Origin of the sequence: Marinobacter salicampi (assembly GCF_011074795.1) — a bacterium.
GTDB lineage: Bacteria > Pseudomonadota > Gammaproteobacteria > Pseudomonadales > Oleiphilaceae > Marinobacter > Marinobacter salicampi.
Genome location: NZ_JAAMPF010000036.1, coordinates 389,670 through 411,977, shown reverse-complemented (window position 1 = coordinate 411,977; position 22,308 = coordinate 389,670). Strand labels below are relative to the sequence as shown.

At 58.4% G+C, this 22,308-nt stretch carries 22 protein-coding genes; 15 read left to right on the top strand and 7 right to left on the bottom strand.

Translation table 11 applies throughout. The annotated features are described in order from the left end of the window. Window positions 1-23: 23 nt before the first annotated feature. The 3 genes from G7W63_RS19750 to G7W63_RS19740 all read right to left on the bottom strand — a co-directional run bounded on the left by G7W63_RS19750 (window position 24) and on the right by G7W63_RS19740 (window position 3,683). Complete coding sequence (locus tag G7W63_RS19750) at window positions 24-1,409, bottom strand: OmpP1/FadL family transporter (RefSeq protein WP_166262351.1); 1,386 nt, start codon at window positions 1,407-1,409, stop codon at window positions 24-26. Window positions 1,410-1,508: 99 nt separating this feature from the next. Beyond that, window positions 1,509-2,630, bottom strand: a complete 1,122-nt coding sequence (locus G7W63_RS19745; RefSeq protein ID WP_166262349.1) for a PilT/PilU family type 4a pilus ATPase — start codon at window positions 2,628-2,630, stop codon at window positions 1,509-1,511. An 18-nt stretch (window positions 2,631-2,648) separates the two neighbouring features. Then, a complete protein-coding gene (locus G7W63_RS19740; RefSeq protein ID WP_166262347.1) occupies window positions 2,649-3,683 on the bottom strand; it encodes a type IV pilus twitching motility protein PilT in 1,035 nt (344 codons plus the stop codon). Between the two features lie 95 nt (window positions 3,684-3,778). On the opposite strand from G7W63_RS19740, the gene G7W63_RS19735 reads away from it, so the two are divergent. The 10 genes from G7W63_RS19735 (at window position 3,779) to G7W63_RS19690 (ending at window position 12,986) form a co-directional block, all read left to right on the top strand. Continuing rightward, a complete protein-coding gene (locus G7W63_RS19735; protein ID WP_166262345.1) occupies window positions 3,779-4,483 on the top strand; it encodes a YggS family pyridoxal phosphate-dependent enzyme in 705 nt (234 codons plus the stop codon). Window positions 4,484-4,535: 52 nt separating this feature from the next. After that, complete coding sequence (gene proC / locus G7W63_RS19730) at window positions 4,536-5,369, top strand: pyrroline-5-carboxylate reductase (RefSeq protein ID WP_166262343.1); 834 nt, start codon at window positions 4,536-4,538, stop codon at window positions 5,367-5,369. A 94-nt stretch (window positions 5,370-5,463) separates the two neighbouring features. Next, window positions 5,464-6,060: a YggT family protein gene (locus G7W63_RS19725; RefSeq protein WP_166262341.1), complete on the top strand. Its 597-nt coding sequence runs from the start codon at window positions 5,464-5,466 to the stop codon at window positions 6,058-6,060. Window positions 6,061-6,295: 235 nt separating this feature from the next. Beyond that, entirely contained in the window at window positions 6,296-8,260 is a 1,965-nt protein-coding gene (locus G7W63_RS19720; RefSeq protein WP_166262339.1) for a dynamin family protein, read from the top strand. Between the two features lie 166 nt (window positions 8,261-8,426). Beyond that, window positions 8,427-9,575 carry a homoserine O-succinyltransferase MetX gene (gene metX / locus G7W63_RS19715; protein ID WP_166262337.1) on the top strand — a complete coding sequence of 383 codons (1,149 nt, stop codon included), beginning with the start codon at window positions 8,427-8,429 and terminating at the stop codon, window positions 9,573-9,575. Continuing rightward, window positions 9,572-10,177, top strand: a complete 606-nt coding sequence (gene metW, locus G7W63_RS19710; protein WP_166262335.1) for a methionine biosynthesis protein MetW — start codon at window positions 9,572-9,574, stop codon at window positions 10,175-10,177. The genes metX and metW overlap by 4 nt, the downstream gene beginning before the upstream one ends. Continuing rightward, window positions 10,174-10,665, top strand: a complete 492-nt coding sequence (locus G7W63_RS19705; protein WP_242634500.1) for a DUF4426 domain-containing protein — start codon at window positions 10,174-10,176, stop codon at window positions 10,663-10,665. Before metW ends, G7W63_RS19705 begins: the two co-directional genes overlap by 4 nt. Then, a complete protein-coding gene (gene rdgB, locus G7W63_RS19700) occupies window positions 10,665-11,291 on the top strand; it encodes an RdgB/HAM1 family non-canonical purine NTP pyrophosphatase (protein WP_166262333.1) in 627 nt (208 codons plus the stop codon). The genes G7W63_RS19705 and rdgB overlap by 1 nt, the downstream gene beginning before the upstream one ends. A 16-nt stretch (window positions 11,292-11,307) precedes the next feature. Beyond that, complete coding sequence (gene hemW / locus G7W63_RS19695; protein ID WP_166262331.1) at window positions 11,308-12,459, top strand: radical SAM family heme chaperone HemW; 1,152 nt, start codon at window positions 11,308-11,310, stop codon at window positions 12,457-12,459. Further along, complete coding sequence (locus tag G7W63_RS19690; RefSeq protein ID WP_166262329.1) at window positions 12,459-12,986, top strand: hypothetical protein; 528 nt, start codon at window positions 12,459-12,461, stop codon at window positions 12,984-12,986. Before hemW ends, G7W63_RS19690 begins: the two co-directional genes overlap by 1 nt. A 66-nt stretch (window positions 12,987-13,052) precedes the next feature. On the opposite strand, the gene trmB is transcribed toward G7W63_RS19690, so the two are convergent. The 3 genes from trmB to G7W63_RS19675 form a co-directional block, all read right to left on the bottom strand. After that, window positions 13,053-13,769, bottom strand: coding sequence for a tRNA (guanosine(46)-N7)-methyltransferase TrmB (gene trmB / locus G7W63_RS19685; protein ID WP_166262327.1), 717 nt, complete (start codon window positions 13,767-13,769; stop codon window positions 13,053-13,055). A gap of 98 nt (window positions 13,770-13,867) precedes the next feature. Further along, entirely contained in the window at window positions 13,868-15,391 is a 1,524-nt protein-coding gene (locus G7W63_RS19680) for a YifB family Mg chelatase-like AAA ATPase (protein ID WP_166262325.1), read from the bottom strand. Window positions 15,392-15,455: 64 nt separating this feature from the next. Then, window positions 15,456-15,704 carry an accessory factor UbiK family protein gene (locus tag G7W63_RS19675; RefSeq protein ID WP_166262323.1) on the bottom strand — a complete coding sequence of 83 codons (249 nt, stop codon included), beginning with the start codon at window positions 15,702-15,704 and terminating at the stop codon, window positions 15,456-15,458. Window positions 15,705-16,105: 401 nt separating this feature from the next. Here G7W63_RS19675 and glnK point away from each other — a divergent pair, with 401 nt between their 5' ends. Beyond that, window positions 16,106-16,444 (top strand): P-II family nitrogen regulator, encoded by a 339-nt coding sequence (gene glnK / locus G7W63_RS19670; protein WP_092020784.1) that lies wholly within the window; start codon window positions 16,106-16,108, stop codon window positions 16,442-16,444. Window positions 16,445-16,518: 74 nt separating this feature from the next. Then, entirely contained in the window at window positions 16,519-17,787 is a 1,269-nt protein-coding gene (locus G7W63_RS19665; RefSeq protein WP_166262321.1) for an ammonium transporter, read from the top strand. 120 nt (window positions 17,788-17,907) lie between these two features. Here G7W63_RS19665 and speE read toward each other — a convergent pair whose 3' ends face one another. After that, complete coding sequence (gene speE / locus G7W63_RS19660) at window positions 17,908-18,768, bottom strand: polyamine aminopropyltransferase (RefSeq protein ID WP_166262319.1); 861 nt, start codon at window positions 18,766-18,768, stop codon at window positions 17,908-17,910. 224 nt (window positions 18,769-18,992) lie between these two features. Between speE and speA the strand changes: the two genes are divergently transcribed. From speA to G7W63_RS19645, 3 genes are all read left to right on the top strand, one after another. Further along, on the top strand, window positions 18,993-20,903 hold the full coding sequence (gene speA / locus G7W63_RS19655; RefSeq protein WP_166262317.1) for a biosynthetic arginine decarboxylase: 1,911 nt from the start codon (window positions 18,993-18,995) through the stop codon (window positions 20,901-20,903). A gap of 112 nt (window positions 20,904-21,015) precedes the next feature. Next, on the top strand, window positions 21,016-21,642 hold the full coding sequence (locus G7W63_RS19650; RefSeq protein WP_423202305.1) for a sigma-70 family RNA polymerase sigma factor: 627 nt from the start codon (window positions 21,016-21,018) through the stop codon (window positions 21,640-21,642). Beyond that, entirely contained in the window at window positions 21,639-22,280 is a 642-nt protein-coding gene (locus tag G7W63_RS19645) for a ChrR family anti-sigma-E factor (RefSeq protein WP_166262315.1), read from the top strand. The genes G7W63_RS19650 and G7W63_RS19645 overlap by 4 nt, the downstream gene beginning before the upstream one ends. The last annotated feature ends 28 nt before the right edge of the window (window positions 22,281-22,308 follow it).

The window sequence follows — 22,308 nt, the reverse complement described above, 5'->3', positions numbered from 1 at the left end:
TCTGAACTGGCAGTCAGTAATCGTCAGAATGCCTTGCTCAGTTGGACTGCGGCGCCCCAGGCGTCAAGTTCGTAGGTGCCAGTGACATTGGCTACCCCGTCCGTCGGATTATCATTCACATCGTATTCCTGCTCATTGAGGTCAACGTCATCAATGATCAGATACCCGGCAGCCACGTCCACCGTCCAGCCCGACTGGGCATGGGCGTACTGTCCACCCAGGGTAAGCCAGTGGCGGTCATCAGAAGGTATGCGGGCAGTTCGGAAATCCTCGTTAACCGGGGTTTCATCAAACGCGTACCCTGCCTTCAGGGCGATTTCAGGTGTGGTCTGCCAGATGACGCCAGCAGACGCCGACCAGGTGTCCTTCCAGTTCTCGGACACATGGCCAATGATGCCATCCTGGCCATACTTGCGCTGACCAAGGAATGAAATGGTCTGGTTGGCGGTGCCTGCATTGCCCGCGCGACTAATGACATCAAGGTCTTCGAAATCACTCCATTTGGCCCAGGTTGCCCCTGCCAGCAGGGTCAGGGTATCGGTCAACTCATGGCTGACACCAAAACGCACGCTGTCAGGTACGTCCACTGGGACTTCCGCTTTCTCAGTGAGTGTCTGGGTTCCTACCACAGAACCGCCGGGTCCGAACTGGGGCGCATTGGTCATGGTTGCGTCGCCCTCAAGCTCGAACTCTGTACCACTGCGGAATACGGCTCCGAACGTAGTAGCGTCCGTAGGATGGTACATCAAGCCAATGTTGTAGCTCAGCGCTACATCGTCGCCCTCCACCTCGAAGTAGCCGTCCTGCGGCAGGCCCTGGGATTGAAAGTCCTGGAATTTCGAGAGTTTGCCCTCGGCGTACATGATATTGAGACCAAGACCGATGGAGAGCCTTTCGTCGTTACTCTTGAAGGCAACAGAGGGCATGAAGTTGAGGACTTCCAGCTCTGTTTCATCGGCAAAGAACCGGCCTACGAAGTCGTCATCGTAGTCGGCTTTCAGCCCGTAGGGAGCGTGCAGACCAAACCCTACTGCCACGTTCTCATTGACTTCATGGGTTATGAACAGGTTGGGAAGCACTGCCACGGGGACAAAATCGCCACCATCGCCACCGGCAACCGGCGCGCCGTTATCACGGGTAGCGGTGCCTTCAAAGTCGGCCGAAATATCGAGCACGGCGGCACCAAAGGAGACCTGGGTGCCCTCCAGCTCAGTCATACCCGCCGGGTTGAAATAAACCGTGGTGGCATTCTCGGGATAGGCTGCGGCGCCGGCATTCGCCACACCCATGGCGCTGGCGCTCTGCTCGTTAAGAGCAAAGCCGCCCGCCAGGGCGCCTGCTGGCGCAAGAGCCAAAAGGGCCGGAAACAAACCGTTCTTTATCAGTTGTGTACGCTTAAAATGCTGCATAAGTCCCCCTAGTGAGTGGGCGCAGTATAAGCAGCACGGGCCTATCGCCTCAAATGCAAAGACAACCTATTCAGGATACTAACCAACTAATATATAAACCTAATCTTCCTGTATGGACAACTTGTCAACGCTCGACGACAGCTTGTCGGCTCCGTGTGCGTCTGCGCCCAGTTTGATCATCAGTCGCAGGTCATTGGCGGAATCGGCGTGTGCCAGCGCGTCTTCATAGGTGATTGAGCCCTCGGCATAAAGCCGGTAAAGAGCCTGATCAAACGTCTGCATACCCGCTTCCGTAGATTTTGCCATCAGTTCCTTGAGCTTGTGCACCTCACCCTTGCGGATCATATCCGCCACCAGGGGAGTGTTGATCAGCACTTCTATTACAGCCCGGCGTCCCTTGCCATCCGGCGTAGGCACCAACTGCTGGGCCACGATCGCCCGCAGGTTGAGTGAGAGATCCATCCATATCTGGTTGTGCTGATCCGGATGGAAGAACTGGATAATACGATCCAGTGCCTGGTTGGCATTATTGGCATGGAGAGTAGCCAGACACAAGTGCCCGGTCTCGGCAAACTGGACTGAATATTCCATGGTCTGGCGGGTCCGGACCTCGCCGATCAGTATGACGTCTGGCGCCTGTCGAAGGGTATTCTTGAGTGCCACATCAAAGCTTTCGGTGTCGATGCCCACTTCGCGCTGGGTCACGATGCAGCCCTGGTGCTGGTGCACAAACTCGATCGGATCCTCGATCGAGATGATGTGGCCACGACTGTTCCGGTTGCGGTGACCAATCATCGCAGCCAGGGATGTGGATTTACCGGTACCCGTGGCACCCACGAACAGGATCAGGCCGCGCTTGGTCATGGCCAGGTCCTTGACGACCTCCGGCAGTTCGAGCTCATCAAGCTGAGGAATCTTCACCTCGATGCGACGCAATACCATGCCGCACAGGTTGCGTTGAAAAAAGGCGCTGGCACGGAAACGGCCAATGCCCCGGGCGCTGATCGCGAAGTTACACTCATGGGTTTCGTCAAATTCCGCACGCTGCTTGTCATTCATGGCGCCGTAGACAAAGTCCCGGGTCTGCTCGGGTGTCAGGGCATTCTTGGTAACCGGCAGCACCTTGCCATTTACCTTCATGCTTGGCGGCACACCGGCCGTTATAAAAAGGTCGGAGCCTCCCTTTTCGACCATCAAACGCAACAGTTTTTCAAAATCCATCGGAACACCTGTTCAATTCTAGAAGTTGTCTGGCATCTTGGCCTTGGTACGGGCCGCCTCACGGGAGATCAGGCCTTTTTGCAGCAACTTCTGCAGGGTCTGGTCGAGCGTGGTCATACCCAGGGAGCCGCCGGTCTGAATAGCGGAGTACATCTGTGCCACCTTGTCTTCACGAATCAGGTTACGGATGGCCGCGGTACCTATCATGATCTCGTGGGCTGCAATACGACCGCCGCCCATCTTTTTCATCAGGGTCTGGGACACAACGGCCTGGAGAGACTCCGACAGCATGGAGCGCACCATGGACTTCTCTTCGGCAGGAAACACGTCGACGATCCGGTCGATGGTCTTGGCCGCTGAGGTAGTGTGCAGGGTACCGAAAACCAGGTGGCCGGTTTCGGCCGCAGTCAACGCCAGCCGTATGGTCTCAAGGTCCCGCAACTCACCCACCAGAATGATGTCAGGGTCTTCTCGCAGGGCCGAGCGCAGGGCTTCGTTGAAGCCGAGGGTGTCGCGGTGGACTTCGCGCTGGTTCACCAGGCACTTTTTGGACTCGTGGACGAATTCGATCGGGTCCTCAATGGTCAGCACGTGCTCGTAGCGGGTGTCGTTGATATAGTCGAGCATCGCTGCCAACGTGGTGGATTTACCGGAACCGGTGGGGCCGGTAACCAGGACCAGTCCACGGGGCACCGAAGAGACATCCTTGAAGACCTGCCCCATGCCCAGGTCTTCCATGGTGAGCACTTTGGAGGGAATGGTCCGGAACACCGCTCCGGCGCCACGGTTCTGGTTGAATGCGTTGACGCGGAAACGGGCAACCCCCGGTACTTCGAAAGAGAAGTCGGTTTCCAGGAATTCCTCGTAGTCCTTGCGCTGCTTGTCGTTCATGATGTCATAAATCAGTCCGTGGACTTCTTTATGGGCCATGGGCGGAAGATTGATACGACGTACGTCTCCGTCAACACGAATCATGGGGGGAAGGCCGGCGGACAGGTGCAAGTCGGACGCACCCTGTTTTGCCGAGAAAGCAAGCAGCTCAGTAATATCCATACGGTTCCTCGGGAGGCTTTTATCTTGGCATTTCAGTGGCCTGCGAGTAACGTGTGGGGTTTACTTCAGGGCTCAGTGATCGCCGGATTTTCAATATGACCAGCATAGCAGACAACATCGGGGGCGTAACCCGACGCATACAAAAAGCAACATTGGCTGCAGGCCGCTCACCGGGCGACGTCCGGCTTCTTGCCGTCAGCAAGACCCAGGGACCGGAGGCGATCCGCGAAGCCCTTGCCGCGGGTCAGTTTGCCTTTGGCGAAAACTATCTTCAGGAGGCACTCGACAAGATCAATGCCCTCAAGGCCGAGACCTCGATCCAGTGGCATTTCATTGGCCCCATCCAGTCCAACAAGACCCGGGATATTGCCAATTGCTTTGATTGGGTTCACAGCGTCGACCGCCTGAAAATAGCACGACGACTTGATGAACAGCGGGATCCGGCTTTGCCGGCTCTTGAAGTCTGCATTCAGGTGAACATCAATGATGAGCCAAGCAAGTCTGGCTGCACCCTGACAGAGTTACCGGACCTTGTGCGCTCAATCGCGACGTTACCGAGGCTGAACCTGAGAGGCCTGATGGCCATTCCGGACCCTGACCTGTCCGAAGGTGATCTCAAGCAGAGCTTTCGCAAGCTGGCCCGCGCACTTGCCGACCTACGGCAACAGGAGCCCGCGGCTGGGCCGTTGGATACTTTGTCCATGGGCATGTCAGATGACCTGGAGCTGGCGATCGCGGAAGGCGCAACCTGGGTCCGGGTAGGCAGCGCCATTTTCGGAGCGAGAGCTGCCAAGAGCTGAACCTGTCTTATCCTGTTATTATTCACTCACATTCGCCAAACGGGGTTTCACCGTGAGCAAGTCTCCCACAATTTCCTTCATCGGCGCGGGCAACATGGCCAGTGCGATCATCGGCGGCATGCTGGATGGCGGCTTCAAGGCTGCCAGCGTCTGGGTCAGTGCGCCGGATGACAACCACCTGCAGTCCATAAAACAGCGCTTCGGTGTCAGCGCTACCACCGACAACCGGCATTGCGCACAGCAAGCAGACATTGTGGTGCTTGCCGTCAAACCCCAGGTCATGCGCGACGTCTGCGAAAACATAGCGCCAGTAGTCCAGAACACCCGGCCACTGGTTGTTTCCATTGCTGCCGGCCTGGAAGCAGACACCCTGGACGAGTGGCTTGGCGGCGGACTGCCCCTCGTCCGTGTCATGCCCAACACACCTTCCCTGGTCGGCAAAGGCGCGGCTGGTCTTTATGCCAACAACCAGGTCAGCGAGCACCAGAGAACCAATGCTGAAGCCATTTTCAGCAGCATAGGCGTTGCGGTCTGGGTCGATGAAGAACCACTGTTACACGCAGTCACCGGGCTTTCCGGCAGTGGCCCGGCCTATTTTTTCCTGATGCTGGAAGCCCTGGAAGAGGCCGCCACCGATGCCGGCCTGGACCCGGCCACGGCGCGCAGGCTGGCGATACAGACCATGGCAGGCGCGGCGGAGATGGCAGCCAGAAGCGAGCACGACCCGGCCCAGCTCAAACGCAACGTCATGTCGCCCGGGGGCACGACCGAGCAGGCCGTCAACACCTTCGAAGAGGGCGGTCTGCGCGGCCTTGTTCGCAAAGCCTACGACGCGGCAATAAAGCGCTCCAAGCAGATGGCACAGGAACTCGCCGGCAAAGGTTAGACTGATGGCCCGCGGCCCCGGTGCTGCCGGGGTGGAAATTCAGGGCAGGCATCCTCATTATTCAGAACCACCACTTACAACGGAGTATCGGTTCATGCTGGCGAAGATCGTGATTACCACGCTGCAGATTGTCTCTACGTTCTACCTGACAATCGTGCTGTTGCGCTTTCTCCTGCAACTTGCCCGCGCGGATTTCTACAATCCCATTTCCCAGTTCGTGGTGAAGGCGACCAACCCGCCCCTTCGCCCCCTGCGCAAGATTATACCGGCCTGGGGGCCCATTGATGGTGCCGCGTTGGTGCTGGCGATTCTGGTGCAGATGGTGGCCTTTTTCTTCATTCTCGTGGCCCTCAATAACGGTCTACCCCCGATCAATCCTCTGACGCTACTTCTGACGCTACTGACATGGTCAGTCATCACGGTGCTGGGCCTGATCGTCAAAATCTACTTCTGGTCAGTGATCGCGGTTGTGGTGGTAAGTTGGATTGCCCCCGGCAGTAACCATCCCGCCATCCAGCTTGTGGCCCAGATCACCGAACCGGTCATGCGCCCGGTCAGGAAGGTCATGCCGTCGCTGGGTGGCCTGGACCTGTCACCTATCGTTGTGTTCCTGATCCTCAATGTGATTTCTGTGATGATCAACCACATGGCTGCAGCCGCCGGTCTTGGCAGCATCGGTGTCGCCCTGTGATCCAGGGCGCACCGGACAATAAATAACAAATCAGCACAGAATGAAACGCACCGCGATCTATCTGCACAAGGCTGATTAATAAGGCTTTTTTGACGTTATAAGCGCCAACTGCTACACAGGTATGTCCTGAATGTAAACAGGTTCACGGACTCAGACTCCGTGATCACTTAGACTGCCTTGATAGACCAGAACCGCGCCGACTCCACCGGCGCCAGAAGCGCAGAAGGCCGGTACAATGAACGTAAATGGCAGTTTGTCCCAGCAGGTGGAAGCGTACCACGCGTGGAAGAAGGAGCTTATCCGGCAGATCAGCCGTTACCGTCTCTGGCTCCAGGACAACGATCTTTTCTCCGATGACATCAGCAGCCGTATCCGGCGTGGCCTGGAGCTGCTGATCGAAGATGAACTCACGATCGCGTTTGTAGGGGAATACTCCCGTGGCAAGACCGAGCTCATCAACGCTCTGTTTTTTGCTGACTATGGCCAGCGCATGCTGCCCTCCCAGGCCGGGCGCACCACCATGTGCCCCACCGAACTGTTTTTTGACCGCACCGAAAACCGTAACTACCTGCTGCTGCTCCCGATAGAGACCCGTCGCGACGAGCGCTCGCTGCAACAGTTGCGCAAGCAGCCAAAGGACTGGGTCCGCCTCGAGCTTGACGACACCAATCCGGACCTCATGCGGGATGTGCTTGCGGAAGTGGCCGAAGTAAAGTCCGTGTCGCCCTCAGAAGCACGTGAGCTGGGTTTCCACGAGGACATGTTGGAACATGATCGTGAAAATCCTGGCCAGGTACTGATTCCGGCCTGGCGCAATGCGCAAATAAGCATTCGGCATCCCCTGTTTGAACGCGGCCTGAGAATTCTCGACACCCCGGGACTCAACGCCCTGGGTTCGGAACCGGAGCTGACCATCAGCATGTTGCCGAGCGCCCATGCCGTCATTTTTCTGCTCAGTGCCGACACCGGCGTCACCGCCAGCGACCTCAGCATCTGGAAGGACTATATCGCGACCGATAGTGCCGACCACCGCGCCGGGCGGTTTGCGGTATTGAACAAGATTGATGTGCTCTGGGACGATCTGCAGGGCGAAAAGCACACCCAGGACTCCATCAGGCGAATTCAGCAGTACACCGCCGATCACCTCGGCATTCTGCCTGCTGATGTGCTTCCGGTATCCGCCAAGCAAGGCCTCCTGGCCCGGGTCCGTAATGACGAGGCCCTGTTCCTGCGCAGCCAGCTACCCGACCTCGAGCAGTTGATCATGGACCGGATCCTGCTGCACAAGGAACAGCTGATCACCCAGAGCCTCATTAACGACCTGCTCGGCATGCTTCAGAACAGTCAGGCCGCCATGCAGACGCGTCTCGATACACTCAAAGAAGAGCTGGATGCCTTTTCGGAAACCCATATGGACCGTGACGCCCTCGGGCGACTAGCGGACCGGGCCCAGCGCGACTATGACTTTTACTACAAGAAGCTGATCACGCTTCGTTCAAGCAGACGACTGATGCAGTCCCAGAGCGCCATGCTGATGGAACTGGTCAGCGAGCATCGGTTCGAAGACCATGTTGAAAAAGTGCGCAAGCTGATGACTTCAAGCTGGACCACAGCAGGCATCAGCCGGGGCATGAACCATTTCTTTGAGCTGCTCGAAAGCGACCTGAGCAATCTGATGAGTGAAGGCCAGCTTGCCGAAAAAATGGTCTCTGCCATATACCGTCGTTACAACGACGATACCCGGGCTCGTCACCTGGAGCCCATCCCGATGCGTGCCGGGCGTCATGTCATCGCGATCCGCGAACTACGCAAGAAAGCCAACCGGTTCCGGCGCAACCCCCGCAACATGCTGACGGAGCAGACGCTGCTCATCCGACGATTCTTCAACGTCATGGTGGGTGAAGCCCGTACCCTCCACCAGCGGGTGCGGGCGGACACCGAGCGCTGGCCAGAGGAAGCCCTGCTGCCGATCATGCAGTACTCCATGGAACAGAAAAAATTGCTGGAGCACCAGATCCGGCGGATTCGCGACATGGTCCGCAATGAAAAAAGCAGCAAGGAAGAACGCCTGCGTCTTGAAGCCACCGTCAGTGATCTCAAGCGACAGCTTGAACTGGCAGAAAACATGCACCGGCAGATTCGAAAACCGGCACCCACGCTGATCCAGCAGAAAGTGGTTAACATCTCAGGCATAGCCTGAACCCCTGCAGTCGGCGAGGTCACGCGCCGGTTGCAGGGACCCCGCCCCACCTTTAAACTGATGGGCTGGCATTGATTTCACCCCGATCCCGTACAACGGGTGAGCAACTGTCTAACCTGGCTCGCAGCCATTTCATGACCGACAGATTCAGGAACCCATCGCTTCGATGCCCGATTCCCTGCCACCGGATTCCGCTGGAATAGTCACGCCGCAGGCCCTTCACTTTGCTGAGCCGATCAAGCTCGCCTGTGGCCAGACGCTGGCCTGCCATGACCTGGTGATTGAAACCTATGGCACGCTCAATGAAGATGCCAGCAATGCGGTATTGATCTGCCATGCCCTGAGCGGGCATCACCACGCCGCGGGCTACCACAGTGCCGACGACAAGAAACCGGGTTGGTGGGACAGTTGCATTGGTCCCGGCAAGCCGATCGACACGTCGCGCTTCTTCGTGGTCAGCCTCAATAATCTCGGCGGCTGTAACGGCAGCACCGGACCCAGCTCCATCAATCCGGCCACCGGCATGGCCTATGGCCCAGATTTTCCTGTCATAACGGTTCAGGATTGGGTACACAGCCAGGCCTTACTGGCAGACCGACTGGGCATTCAGTGCTGGGCGGCGGTCGTCGGCGGATCGCTAGGCGGCATGCAGGCGTTGCAATGGAGCCTTACCTATCCCGACCGCCTCCGACACGCCATTGTGATCGCCTCCACCCCAAGGCTTACAGCCCAGAACATCGCCTTCAACGAGGTCGCTCGCAAGGCCATTACGTCGGACCCAGCATTTCATGGCGGCCGTTACTACGACCTTAACACCATTCCCCGGCAGGGCCTGATGCTGGCGCGTATGGTCGGCCATATAACTTACCTGTCGGACGCTTCCATGGGCGAAAAGTTTGGTCGGGACCTCCGCGACCAGGCCTACAAGTTTGGCTATGACGCTGAGTTCCAGGTGGAAAGCTACCTGCGATACCAGGGCGAGCGGTTCTCTGAATCCTTTGACGCCAATACCTATCTTCTGATGACCAAGGCGCTGGATTATTTCGACCCGGCTTACGAATCCGGCGACGACCTGGCGAAAGCCCTGGCGGTTGCCCGCTGCGAATTTTTGGTACTTTCATTCAGCACTGACTGGCGTTTTACCCCGGCCCGTTCGAAAGAGCTGGTCAATGCCATGATCGCCGCAAGAAAAAGAGTCAGTTATGCGGAAATAGACGCGCCCTGGGGACACGATGCTTTCCTGATTCCGACCCCACGTTATACCGAGGTGTTTACCGCCTACCTGGACAGGGTTGCCCGGGAGGTGGGCGTATGAGGGCTGACCTGGAAATTATCGAGCAGTGGATCAGGCCCGGCAGCCACGTACTCGACCTGGGCTGTGGTGACGGCATTCTGCTGGATTACCTGCAGCGGGAAAAGCAGGCGACGGGCTTCGGCCTGGAAATAAACTCCGATGACATCACCGCCTGCATGGCCCGGGGCGTTTCGGTCATTGAACAGAACCTGGATACCCAGGGGCTTGGCAATTTCGAGGATCAGACCTTCGATGTGGTGCTTATGACCCAGGCCCTGCAGGCCGTGCGACGCCCTGATCTGGTCCTTGATGAGATGCTGAGGCTGGGCCGCGAAGGCATTATCACCTTCCCGAATTTTGCCTACTGGCGGCTGCGCTGGTATCTCTTGCACAAAGGCAGAATGCCCGAATCCGAAACGCTTCCGTATAAATGGTACAACACCCCGAACATCCACCTATGCACCTTCAAGGATTTCGAGGCCCTGTGTTACCGGAAGAACATTCGCATCACCAATCGCACGGTTGTGGATGGGCAACACCGCGACCGATGGCTCAGCCGCCTGTGGCCCAATCTGTTGGGCCAGATCGCGATTTACCGGATTACCCGGCAGGAGGACTCATGACAAGACTATCACTGACTCAGGCTCCACACTTGAAGCCAAGGCTGACGCCACTGCTTATGGCGGCCCTGGCCACGCTGCTGATGTTGACCATGACAGGCCGCGCGTCAGCTGAATCAAAGGATTTTGGCGAGCACGTGGTCCACTACAGCATTTTTCCTAGCGGTTTTCTGCGCCCTGACGTCGCCAGTCAATACAATCTCAACCGAAGCCGCTCCCTTGGCGTGGTCAACATAAGCATCATGGAAAAGCAGGAAGACGGAACATTAGCCCCTGTTGGCGGTCAGGTAGAGGGCCAGGTTCTCAATGACGTTCGCCAGGGCAAATTCCTTGGTTTTCGGCGCGTGACCGAGGGCGATGCCGTTTATTCCCTGGCTCAGTTCCAGTACCGCCCCGGCGAGATGCTGACATTCCAGCTCACCGTCCGGCCCCAGGGCAGCAGTCGGGAACTGCCCATTCGAGTCACTAAAACACTGTTTGATGAACGCTGATGGATAACCAGGACAAGCAGCTGGTCATAGCCAGCAACAACCCAGGCAAACTTCAGGAATTTGCTGACCTGCTCGGCCCCCTGGGCATAAGCCCAATCGCCCAGTCGGAGCTGGGTGTAACCGAAGCGGAGGAGCCGGCGGTCACCTTCGTTGAAAATGCCATTCTCAAGGCCCGGCATGCGGCTGCTAGCACCGGCCTTGCCGCCATGGCCGATGATTCCGGGCTCGCCGTGGACGCGCTTGGCGGGCTGCCGGGCGTACGCTCGGCCCGGTACGCTGGGCCCGGTGCCAGCGACCAGGACAACATGGAAGCGCTGCTTGAGGCCATGGCCAAGGTGCCCCTGGGGCAACGGCAGGCCCAGTATCACTGCGTACTGGTCTACCTCCGTCACGCTGAGGATCCCACGCCCATCATCTGTCACGGGCGCTGGCCTGGTGAAATTCTTTTTGAGCCCCTCGGTACCGGAGGTTTCGGTTACGATCCCGTGTTCTGGCTGCCGGCGCTACAGGCATCAGCCGCGCAGCTTTCCCGTGCGGACAAAGGCCGTCTGAGCCACCGGGGCAAAGCCCTGCAAAGCCTTATGGCACAGCTCACGGAATTTTTCCCCCGGACTTCGCAGTCGTGAATCTTCCGGCAGCAGGATGAGCAGCGTGTCACCTCACCTTTGTTCATTACCACCGCTGAGCCTGTATATTCATGTCCCCTGGTGCGTGCGTAAATGCCCTTACTGTGATTTCAATTCTCACGCTCACAGCGGCGAGCTTCCCGAGCAGGCCTACCTGGCTGCGCTTCTGAGTGACTTGGAACACGAAGCCCTGCGGGTACACGGCCGGCCCATTGAAACCGTTTTTATCGGCGGTGGCACGCCTTCGCTGATGTCGCCGGAGTTTTTCCGGGATCTGTTCCGGGGCCTGGGCCAGCGACTGACCTTTACCGACGACGCCGAAATCACCCTCGAAGCGAACCCCGGCACCGTAGAACAGGGACGCTTTCTGGGCTTCCGGGAGGCCGGTATCAATCGTCTGTCCATCGGCATACAGAGCTTTGATCCTGTCCAGCTAAGGACACTGGGCCGTATACATGATGCCGACGCTGCCCACCGGGCGGTGGAGGCGGCTCTCGCAGCGGGGTTCAATAATTTCAACCTGGATCTGATGCATGGCCTGCCCGGCCAGACTCCGGAAGCGGCTGTGGCTGATCTGGAAGCGGCCCTTGCCTGGCGCCCACCCCATCTGTCGTGGTACCAGCTGACACTGGAGCCCAATACCGAATTCTACTCCAGGCCGCCGGTTCTTCCGGACGACGATCGCCTGAGCGATATCTACGATGCCGGCGCGAAGACGCTTCGTGACGGGGGCTATACCGACTACGAGGTCTCGGCCTGGAGCAGACCTGGCAAGGCTTCACGCCACAACCTTAATTACTGGCGCTTTGGCGACTACCTTGCTCTGGGGGCGGGCGCGCACGGCAAAACTACCCACAGGGACGGGACCGTGGAGCGCTACTGGAAAACCCGCCAGCCGGAAGCCTACCTCAATCGCATTGGCAACTACGTGGCCGGCACCCAACTTGTGTCACACGACGAATTGCCACTGGAATACATGATGAACGTGCTTAGGCTGAGTGAGGGCGTTCCGGAAACCATGTATACAGAACTAACAGGTTTACCCCTGGATTCAATTGCTGCAATACTCCAGAGATTACGAACGGAAAACCTGCTGCATCCGGGCCGTATTCAGGCTACAGAGCAAGGTAAACGGTACCTGAACAGTTTACTGGAGCGCTTTCTCTGATGAGTCTGGCCAATCTCCCCCCGGCACCCCGTGCCCTCAAATTCATGGTCCTTGCGACCGTCGCAATGTTCATCATCATGTTTACCCTGAACGTCACACTGTCTACTGCCCAGGCCCCTCAGGGTATGGTCAGCTTCCAGTTGGCGGCAAATGCCGATCAGACCATGGCGATACTGCACAGCTGGGGACAGGAAGGGCTGGTGTGGGCGATGACCTCGCTATGGCTCGACTTCCCCTTCGCTATCCTATACACCGTGACCCTGCTGTTGCTCACAAGCTATCTTCTGGTTGACCGCCCCGGGGTGCGAGAGCGCAAAACCGGCCATTGGGTCAGGGCCCTGTTCGTCACGGCCGGTGTCAGTGATTTGGGGGAGAACGTGTTGCTGCTCAATAATCTCACCGTCCCTACGGATGGAATCAGCCAAGCTGCGGCCATCCTGGCAATGATCAAGTTTACCGGCCTGCTCATGGGAAGCGCCGGGCTGGTGCTCATCAGGGCTGCTCGTAGACACCCGTTTAATTCGTAGTCTGCAATTGCTGGCAAAGCTGGACCAGATCCGAAGACCTGAGTCCAGACCAGCCCCGGATCCAGGCTAGTTCGTGCGACGGAAAAGCAGATCCCAGACCTCGTGGCCCAGCCGGGAGCCCCTCTGCTCGAACTTTGTCACCGGCCGATGCTCCGGCCGCGCTGCGAACTGTCCGTCACCCTCGGCGTTGGCGAAGCCCTCTGAGTCACTGAGCACTTCCATCATGTGGTCGGCGTAATTTTGCCAGTCTGTGGCCAGATGAAAGATACCGCCCACCCGCAACTTGTGGCGTATGCGCTGGACAAATTCCGGTTGCACCAGGCGCCGCTTGTGGTGGCGTTTCTTGTGCCAGGGGTCGGGGAAGAACAGCATGACACGATCCAGGCAGGCGTCCGGCAGGCAGAGATCGATGACATCGTTGGCGTCAATGGCGTAGACACGGACATTCTCAAGGCCACGGTCCTCCACTTCTTTGAGCAAGGCCCCGACGCCCGCCAGGTGTACTTCCACCCCGATGAAATCCTGCTCAGGAGCAGCCTCTGCCATATCCGCCAGCGACCCGCCCATGCCAAACCCGATCTCCAGATTGAGCCAGGCCTCGCGCCCGAAAACCTCCCGGGGGTCGATCATGCCGTGCTCACGGGTAAGGCCATACCTGGGCCAACAGCGCTCATAGGCCTTTTTCTGGCCTTCGGTCATGCGGCCCTGGCGAAGCACAAAGCTGCGGATACCCCGGCGCGTGGTGACCGGTGATTTGTCGGACGGGTCCTGCTGGTCTGTCATAGTTTCCCTCACGGCGACGTCTGTCACCGGCCTCGTTGCCATGGATAGTGAGCACAGTCTACCAAACGATACTGCACTTGGGTGCTTCAGAAACAGGATCAGGCGGTAGCACCTGGTATCCGGCTCTGGAGTCGATCCAGCTTGCGATAGCCAAGGGCCTCCACCAGGTGGGTCCGGTCAATGGCTTCGGCACCGGCGAGATCTGCCAGGGTTCGCGCCACCCGCAAGATCCGGTGCAGTGCCCGGGCTGACAGACCCAAACGCTCCATTGCCCGGGACAGCAAGGCTTCGCCTTCGTCCCCGGGTTGGCAATAATGATGCAGGTCCGTGCCGCAGAGCTGCGCATTGATGCTGCCCCGGGCTACCTGAACGGCCCGCGCCGCTTCTACCCGGGCTCGGACCTCATCACTGCCAACCGGTTCGGCGGTACGCTTCATCAAGACGTCGCTGGACTGGACAGGTACCTCGACGTGGAGGTCGAACCGGTCCAGCAACGGGCCGGAAAGCTTGGCCTGGTAGCGCATCACCTGCTGGGGCGTGCACTGACACTCGATCGTGGGGTGGCCCCGGTAGCCACAGGGGCAGGGATTCATCGCAGCAATAACCTGGAAGCGGGCCGGAAATGTCAGTTGTCTGGCCGCCCTGGAGATGACGATTTCCCCGGATTCCATGGGTTCGCGCAACACCTCAAGCACCTTGCGATCGAATTCCGGTAGCTCATCCAGAAACAGGACACCCCGGTGCGCCAGGGAAATTTCCCCGGGCCGCGGGCTGCTGCCACCACCGACCAGAGCGACTGCAGACGCGGTGTGGTGAGGTGCGCGGTATGGCGGCCGGCGCCAGTGGCCATTGCGGACAGGCAGCCCCGCCACTGAATGGACACTGGCCACCTCGAGGGCATCCTCATCGGTCAGAGGCGGCAAAATGCCCGGTAGCCGGCTGGCCAGCATGCTTTTACCAGTGCCCGGTGGGCCGAACATTAACAGGTTGTGGCCGCCGGCCGCGGCGATTTCTAGAGCGCGCTTGGGCACATGCTGGCCCCGGACATCGGCCAGGTCCGGCGCCTGTGGATCAACGTGTGTCAGCGCCTCGGGGCGCAAGGGGCAGAGGCGCTCTGTATCGGTAAGATGGGCACATACCGCCAGCAGGTGCCCGGCAGCAAAGACGTCATCCCCCGCAGCCAGGGAAGCTTCGGCTGCATTACTGTCCGGAATCAGGATCTGCCTCTGTGCCTCACGGGCCGCGATCACTGCCGGCAGTACGCCACGAACCGGACGCAGAGCGCCATCGAGGGAGAGCTCCCCCAGGCATTCGAACCGGGTCAGCCTTTCGGATGGCAACTGGCCTGACGCGGCCAGGATGCCAAGGGCTATGGGCAGATCAAAACGACCGCCCTCCTTGGGCAGGTCCGCAGGCGCCAGATTGATGGTTATGCGTTTTGCGGGAAACTCGAAGCCGGCGTTGAGCAGAGCACTGCGGACCCTGTCCTTGCTTTCCCGTACGGCGGTTTCTGGCAATCCGACAATGGAGAGGGCTGGCAGGCCATTGGACAGGTGTATTTCAACGGTTACAGCGGGGGCTCCCACGCCCAGGCGGGCGCGGGTGTGTACGGTAGCGAGCATGGCAACCTTCCATGGTTACGGGTTTAAGCAGATGGCCGCTTCCTGCAGCCTTCGTGTGCTGGGTTCAGCCAGCTTTACGTTCGAGCTCAGCCACTTGTTTCTCAAGGGCTTCGACTTTCTCACGGGTTCGCATCAGCACCGCCTGCTGGGCGTCAAACTCTTCCCGCGTCACAAGATCAAGCCGCGCCATGACAGACATCACGGTAGCGCGGGCATGGTTTTCGAAGTCATCCTTGGCTGCACGCGCCATGTCAGGCACAAACTGGCCAAACTGACCCTGAAGCTGACTTAAGAAATCCTGGGGTCCTTTCATCCTTTACCTCTCGGGCTGAACTTGGGGCTGATTTGACCATCATCTCATTCCCAGGAGCACCGCTTGGGGAGACAATTTATAAGCCGGAGTGTAACACAACCGCGCTCCTGCCATACTGTCCACGATGGCCCCTATGGACGCCCGCAGTGCATTGCGGCTGCCATGCACCAATATGGATCGCATGACCAGCCAATGCTCTATAATGGCGCGTCCGGATGGTCCATTCTGGTATTTTGACCAGGTACTAAACTGTTTTAAATACTGTTTTTTGCGTTGGCACACCCGATGCTTCAACCCTCGTACGCAATCCGCACGCACTGTGTGCGAGGTAGCAGCATCCCGAACCCGATACCGGCATCCAAGGATCAGATGTATTGGGCGGCCATACCAAGGAGAAACCAATGAAACTTGTGACAGCGATCATTAAGCCTTTCAAGCTGGACGATGTACGTGAAGCATTGTCAGAGATCGGCGTTCAGGGCGTAACCGTCACCGAAGTAAAAGGCTTCGGGCGGCAAAAAGGGCATACCGAGCTGTATCGGGGCGCTGAATACGTTGTGGACTTCCTTCCCAAGGTCAAGGTCGAGGTCGCTATTGGCGACAGCCTGCTTGACCAAGTGATTGAGTCCATTACCAAGGCTGCCAACACCGGCAAGATCGGCGATGGCAAGATTTTCGTGACAGAACTGGAGCAGGCCATCCGGATTCGTACCGGTGAAACCGGAGAAGAAGCGGTCTGATCGCTCCCCGAGTCGAATAACAGCCAGCGCAAAAAAACAGTAACCCCTGACAGGCCTCGTGCGGAGGGCTTTGTATGGAAAGCAATATCTTTCAGTTGCAGTACGCAATGGATACGTTTTACTTCCTCGTTTGCGGTGCTTTGGTCATGTGGATGGCGGCAGGCTTTGCCATGCTCGAAGCCGGCCTTGTACGTGCCAAGAACACCACTGAAATCCTAACCAAGAACGTCTCCCTGTACGCAGTCTCGTGCACCATGTATCTGATCTGCGGCTACGCCATCATGTATAACGGCACCTTCTTCCTGACCGGCATGGGCAGCGTGGATTCAGCAGCCATTCTGAATGACTTCGCCGGCCGCGAAGACGGCTTTGAAGGTGGCTCCATCTACTCCGGCGCTTCCGACTTCTTCTTCCAGGTGGTCTTTGTTGCCACCGCCATGTCCATCGTATCCGGTGCCGTGGCAGAGCGTATGAAGCTGTGGGCCTTCCTTGTTTTTGCAGTCGTCATGACCGGCTTTATCTACCCCATGGAAGGCGCATGGACCTGGGGCGGCGCTTCTGTCTTTGGCATGTACTCACTGGGCGACATCGGCTTCAGCGACTTTGCCGGCTCCGGCATTGTCCACATGGCTGGTGCCTCAGCGGCGCTTGCCGGCGTCATCCTGCTGGGTGCCCGTAAAGGCAAGTACGGTCCCAAAGGCGAAATTCGTGCCTTCCCAGGCGCCAACCTGCCTCTGGCCACGCTGGGTACCTTTATCCTGTGGATGGGCTGGTTCGGGTTTAACGGTGGCTCCGTGCTCAAGCTGGGCGATATCAACAGCGCTCACTCGGTCGCCATGGTGTTCCTGAACACCAACGCTGCGGCAGCCGGCGGCGGCATTGCAGCACTCATCACCGCTCGCCTGCTGTTCGGCAAGGCTGACCTCACCATGCTGTTGAACGGTGCCCTGGCTGGCCTGGTCACAATTACCGCCGAGCCATCAACTCCCAGCGCCCTGACAGCCACCCTGTTCGGTGCCTTAGGTGGCGTACTGGTGGTCTTCAGCATTGTGGCTCTGGACAAGATGCGCATTGATGATCCGGTCGGCGCCATTTCAGTACACGGCGTTGCCGGCCTGCTGGGTCTGCTGCTGGTTCCGGTTACCAACAGTGATGCCAGCTTCTTTGGCCAGATTGTCGGCGCCCTCACCATCTTCGTCTGGGTATTCGTAGCCAGCATGATTGTCTGGGGCATTCTCAAGATGATCATGGGTCTGCGGGTCACAGAAGAAGAAGAGTACGAGGGTGTGGATCTGTCCGAGTGCGGCATGGAAGCCTACCCGGAGTTTGTCAGCAGCAAGTAGGACGGACTCGGGTCAGCGAGCCATTGCTGACCTGAAGAGCCACTGCTGGCATGAAAAGGGGCGCCTCACAGGCGCCCCTTTTTTTAGGTTCTCTGGGTCAACGGATAACCCGAACCCGGCCTACTTGCCGAGGATGTCGACCATGAACTGCGGCTGCGCCAGGGCGGCCTTGTGGATGCTTTCATTGTAATAGCGCGTCACAAAGGGGCGCTCAGCTGCGTCGGCCTCGCGGAAGTACTTCAGGGGCTTTTCCTTTCCGGCCATGGTGCAGCTCCACCAGCCGGTCGGGTACACCGGCTGCGGGAACGGCAGGGTGTGCACATGATCGAACCCTGCTTTTTTCATGTCCTTGTGCACATCGGCAATAATGGTTTCGGTGTGCAGCAGCGGTGATTCGCTCTGCTGTACCACGATGCCGCCCTTGCGAAGGGCCATCATGCAGTCCCGGTAAAAATCTACCGCGAACAGGCCTTCGGCCGGTCCGACCGGGTCGGTGCTGTCGACAATAATCACATCGACACTGTTGGGCTCGATATCCCGCATCCACTGGATACCGTCACCAAAAAAGAAGTTGGCCCGCGGGTCCTCATTGGATTCACACAGTTCGGGGAAGTATTTTTCGGACAGACGAGTGACACGTTCGTCAATTTCCACCTGCCAGGCCTCTTCCACCCCAGGGTGGCGCAGCACTTCCCTCAAAGTGCCGCAGTCACCGCCACCGACGATCACCACCTTCTTCGGGTCCCTGTGGGTAAAGAGCGCCGGATGGGTCATCATCTCGTGGTAGAGGAAGTTGTCGCGACTGGTGAGCATCACGCAGCCATCGAGCACCATCAGGTTGCCGAAAGTCTCGGTCTCGTAAATCTCCAGGGTCTGGAATTCGCTTTTCTCTTCATGCAACTTGCGTTTTATCTTCAGGGAAAAAGCCGTTCCCTGATCCTGAAAAACCTCTGTGAACCAACCGTCGTTGAGTTCGGCCATGTCTGAGTCTCCCACCTGTCAAAACGTTGGAGCGGTCCGTTATTACGAACCTGTGATCTGAGCGCTATTGTAGGGTCCCCGGCGCCGGAGCTAAAGCACTGCCGACAACGGAGCTCCGACTCTTTCGTCCGCCAAGACTTTTAGCCGGGCACCCGAACTCATACAATGACGGGCTGCGTGTCGACACCCGGTCGATATCCGGCATGAGAACAGGACCCAAGCCCATGATTGAGCTTCCCGGCGCCAACGCCCAGAAGGTGTATAACATTGCTCACTGGAGTGACGGCTATATCAGCGTCAATGCCCAGGGTGACGTGCTGATCCGGCCTGACCGGGGGCGCAGCGGGGACGACATCAATCTGCCGGAACTGACCCGCTCGCTGGTCGCCAGCGGTATCCAGCTGCCGGTGCTGGTACGTTTCACCGATATTCTGCACGATCGGGTCAACACCCTGTGTGACGCTTTCAATACCGTCGCCCGGGAGCAGGACTACCAGGGCCGCTATACCGCTGTATACCCCATCAAGGTGAACCAGCAGCGCCGGGTCGTAGAGGAACTGATCCGTTCAGAGCCCGCCGCCAGCCGCCAGCAGATTGGCCTGGAGGCGGGCAGCAAGCCGGAACTGATGGCGGTACTGGCGCTGTCCCGGGGCCAGGGCTCGGTGATCGTATGCAACGGCTACAAGGACCGGGAGTATGTTCGGCTGGCTTTGATTGGCCAGAAGCTTGGGCACAAGGTGTTTATCGTCGTCGAGAAGCGGTCGGAGCTGCCGCTGATTCTGCAGGAAGCCGAGAAGCTCGGGGTGAAGCCGCTGATCGGGATCCGGGCGCGCCTGGCCACCATCGGCAAGGGCAACTGGCAGAACACCGGGGGCGAGAAATCCAAGTTCGGGCTGTCTGCCGCCCAGATCCTTGACGTACTGGCCCATCTCAAGTCAGCTGACGCGCTGGATTCGCTGCAGCTGCTGCATTTCCACCTGGGCTCCCAGATTGCCAACATCCGGGACATCCAGACCGGCTTGCGGGAGTGCGCCCGCTTCTATACCGAACTGCGCCAGCTTGGGGCACCTATCGACACGGTGGACATTGGCGGCGGCCTGGGCGTGGATTACGAGGGCACCCGCTCCCGCAGCAGCTGTTCCATCAACTACAGCATGGGCGAATACGCCTATAACGTGATCCATACCCTGCAGGCTGAATGCGACCGGGTGGGCATACCCCATCCCAACCTGATCAGTGAGTCCGGCCGGGCCCTGACCGCCCACCACGCCGTGCTGGTGACCAACATCACCGACCGCGAGGCGCCGGACAATACAACCCCTGCGGCGCCCGGCCAGGAGGCCCCTGGCCCGCTGCACGATCTCTGGCGGGATTTCATGAGCCTTGCGGATGAAAACTCCAAACGCTCCCAGATCGAAATCTATCATGATGTGCTGCACGCCATGAGTGATGTCCACGCCCAGTTCGCCCATGGGTTGCTGTCGCTGTCCCACCGGGCCAAAGCCGAGGGCTTGTATACCGCCTGCTGCCGGCTCCTGAAAAGCCAGCTCACCACCACCAACCGGGCCCACCGGGAGGTAATCGATGAGCTGAATGAAAAGCTGGCTGAAAAACTGTTTGTGAACTTCTCCCTGTTTCAGTCGTTGCCGGATGTGTGGGGGATTGACCAGATTTTCCCGGTTATGCCCATTTCCGGACTCAACCGTCCCCTCACCCGCCGGGCCGTTATCCAGGACATAACCTGCGATTCCGACGGTCGAATCGACCGCTACGTCGAGGGCCAGGGCATGGAAACCACGCTTCCGTTACCCGAGGACGACCCGAACGATCCGCAGCTGGTGGGCTTTTTCATGACCGGTGCCTATCAGGAAATTCTCGGGGATATGCACAACCTGTTTGGCGACACCCACTCCGTGGATGTGCAGCGCACGGCGGAGGGAGGCTACCGCGTCAGCGACCCGATCTTCGGCGATACCGTGGCCAAGGTCCTACGCTATGTAAACTTCGAACCCGATGACCTGGTACAGGCCTATCGGGAAAAATTCGCCGCCAGCGGTCTGGACGACTCTGAGCAGGCCGGGCTTCTGGGGGAACTGGAAGGTGGCCTGAATGGTTATACCTACCTTGAAGAGTAGTCCGCCTTCCGGCGCAATTATATAATTGCAAATGATCTGGCCTCATCCACCGTGCGTACAACTAGCACTGACAAATCCGGGATGAGTGCTTAAGATGATGCAAACTAACTCGATGCAAGCCACCGCCAAGGAGCGTCCGGTGTCCACACTGGAGCACACATCAGCGAGATCTGAGGGCCGCAAGGACCAATGGAGCCAGATGCTCGTCAAAGTTGGCAAAAGCCAAGATCGTCAGGCTTACCATGCCCTGTTTCAGCACTTCGCCCCGCAGCTGAAGTACTACGCCATGGCCAATGGGTTGGCCAGCCATGCCGAAGAGCTGGTGCAGGAAGTGTTCGTCTCCATATGGCGCCGCTCCTGTCTATACGACTGGCGCAAGGCAGCAGCCTCCACCTGGATCTTCACCATAGCCCGGAACCAGCGCATCGATATGCTGCGCAAGATGCAGCGCACAAGTGCGGAAATGCCGATAGAGACCGAAGACCTCTGGCAGATTCCCGGTGACAACGAAAACGAGCCTGTTACCTCCCTGCACCGGTTGATGTCAGAGCGCCGTATCCGTGAGTCCCTCAAACATTTGCCGGAAGAGCAGACCACGGTGATTGCAAAAGTCTACATGGAAAACAAGTCTCACCAGATGGTCGCAAATGAACTTAATATTCCGCTCGGTACAGTCAAGAGCCGTGTCAGGCTTGCGCTTAACAAACTGAAAGTGATTCTGCAGGACCAAAACCCATGACACAGCATCATCCTGACAGCTTCAGCCTGATGGAATACAGTGCAGGGAACCTGACAGAACCCCATGCCTTGTGCATAAGACTGCACCTTGACCAATGCAGTCATTGCCGTAGCCGGGTCGACATGCTGGACAGCCTCGGCGCCATCATGATGGAGCAGCAACCCCAGGTCAGCGTCGCCGATACAACCTTCGATAGCATCCTGGCACGCATCGATGAAGGGCCCGGACCGGATCAAGTCGAAGCCCAGCAGCGCCGATCGGTCGGCCCGTTACAGAAACTGCTTGGCAATGACCTCGACAGCCTGCCGTGGAAGCGCCAACTGGGGGACGTCAGTGTGCTGGACATCAGTGACCGGTTCCCGGGCCAGACCGAACAGGTGGTGCTACAGAAACTGACCGCAGGGGGCAAGGCACCGACTCATACCCATCGCGGCGAAGAGACCACTATCGTGCTTCAGGGAGCGTTCGCCGACAACAAGGGCATTTTCAACCAATGGGATTTTGTGGTGCTGAACCAGCAGGACGAACACAAGCCCATAGCCCTCGAGGGGGACGACTGCATTACGCTTTCAGTATTGAGCGCACCGGTCAAACTCACAGGCACGTTCACCCGTCTGCTGAACCCCTTTATCAGGTAAAACCGCCTGGCCAAGGGACTGAAGAACC

What these genes read in the sequence shown, in the direction of transcription:
- G7W63_RS19650 (WP_423202305.1), top strand. Translation starts at nt 21,016, where the DNA reads ATGCAAGCCACCGCCAAGGAGCGTCCGGTGTCCACACTGGAGCACACA.
- G7W63_RS19740 (WP_166262347.1), bottom strand. Translation starts at nt 3,683, where the DNA reads ATGGATATTACTGAGCTGCTTGCTTTCTCGGCAAAACAGGGTGCGTCC.
- hemW (WP_166262331.1), top strand. Translation starts at nt 11,308, where the DNA reads ATGAGCAGCGTGTCACCTCACCTTTGTTCATTACCACCGCTGAGCCTG.
- G7W63_RS19665 (WP_166262321.1), top strand. Translation starts at nt 16,519, where the DNA reads ATGGAAAGCAATATCTTTCAGTTGCAGTACGCAATGGATACGTTTTAC.
- glnK (WP_092020784.1), top strand. Translation starts at nt 16,106, where the DNA reads ATGAAACTTGTGACAGCGATCATTAAGCCTTTCAAGCTGGACGATGTA.
- G7W63_RS19735 (WP_166262345.1), top strand. Translation starts at nt 3,779, where the DNA reads ATGACCAGCATAGCAGACAACATCGGGGGCGTAACCCGACGCATACAA.
- speE (WP_166262319.1), bottom strand. Translation starts at nt 18,768, where the DNA reads ATGGCCGAACTCAACGACGGTTGGTTCACAGAGGTTTTTCAGGATCAG.
- G7W63_RS19745 (WP_166262349.1), bottom strand. Translation starts at nt 2,630, where the DNA reads ATGGATTTTGAAAAACTGTTGCGTTTGATGGTCGAAAAGGGAGGCTCC.
- metW (WP_166262335.1), top strand. Translation starts at nt 9,572, where the DNA reads ATGAGGGCTGACCTGGAAATTATCGAGCAGTGGATCAGGCCCGGCAGC.
- rdgB (WP_166262333.1), top strand. Translation starts at nt 10,665, where the DNA reads ATGGATAACCAGGACAAGCAGCTGGTCATAGCCAGCAACAACCCAGGC.
- G7W63_RS19750 (WP_166262351.1), bottom strand. Translation starts at nt 1,409, where the DNA reads ATGCAGCATTTTAAGCGTACACAACTGATAAAGAACGGTTTGTTTCCG.
- G7W63_RS19680 (WP_166262325.1), bottom strand. Translation starts at nt 15,391, where the DNA reads ATGCTCGCTACCGTACACACCCGCGCCCGCCTGGGCGTGGGAGCCCCC.
- metX (WP_166262337.1), top strand. Translation starts at nt 8,427, where the DNA reads ATGCCCGATTCCCTGCCACCGGATTCCGCTGGAATAGTCACGCCGCAG.
- speA (WP_166262317.1), top strand. Translation starts at nt 18,993, where the DNA reads ATGATTGAGCTTCCCGGCGCCAACGCCCAGAAGGTGTATAACATTGCT.
- trmB (WP_166262327.1), bottom strand. Translation starts at nt 13,769, where the DNA reads ATGACAGACCAGCAGGACCCGTCCGACAAATCACCGGTCACCACGCGC.
- G7W63_RS19675 (WP_166262323.1), bottom strand. Translation starts at nt 15,704, where the DNA reads ATGAAAGGACCCCAGGATTTCTTAAGTCAGCTTCAGGGTCAGTTTGGC.
- G7W63_RS19645 (WP_166262315.1), top strand. Translation starts at nt 21,639, where the DNA reads ATGACACAGCATCATCCTGACAGCTTCAGCCTGATGGAATACAGTGCA.
- G7W63_RS19705 (WP_242634500.1), top strand. Translation starts at nt 10,174, where the DNA reads ATGACAAGACTATCACTGACTCAGGCTCCACACTTGAAGCCAAGGCTG.
- G7W63_RS19690 (WP_166262329.1), top strand. Translation starts at nt 12,459, where the DNA reads ATGAGTCTGGCCAATCTCCCCCCGGCACCCCGTGCCCTCAAATTCATG.
- G7W63_RS19720 (WP_166262339.1), top strand. Translation starts at nt 6,296, where the DNA reads ATGAACGTAAATGGCAGTTTGTCCCAGCAGGTGGAAGCGTACCACGCG.
- G7W63_RS19725 (WP_166262341.1), top strand. Translation starts at nt 5,464, where the DNA reads ATGCTGGCGAAGATCGTGATTACCACGCTGCAGATTGTCTCTACGTTC.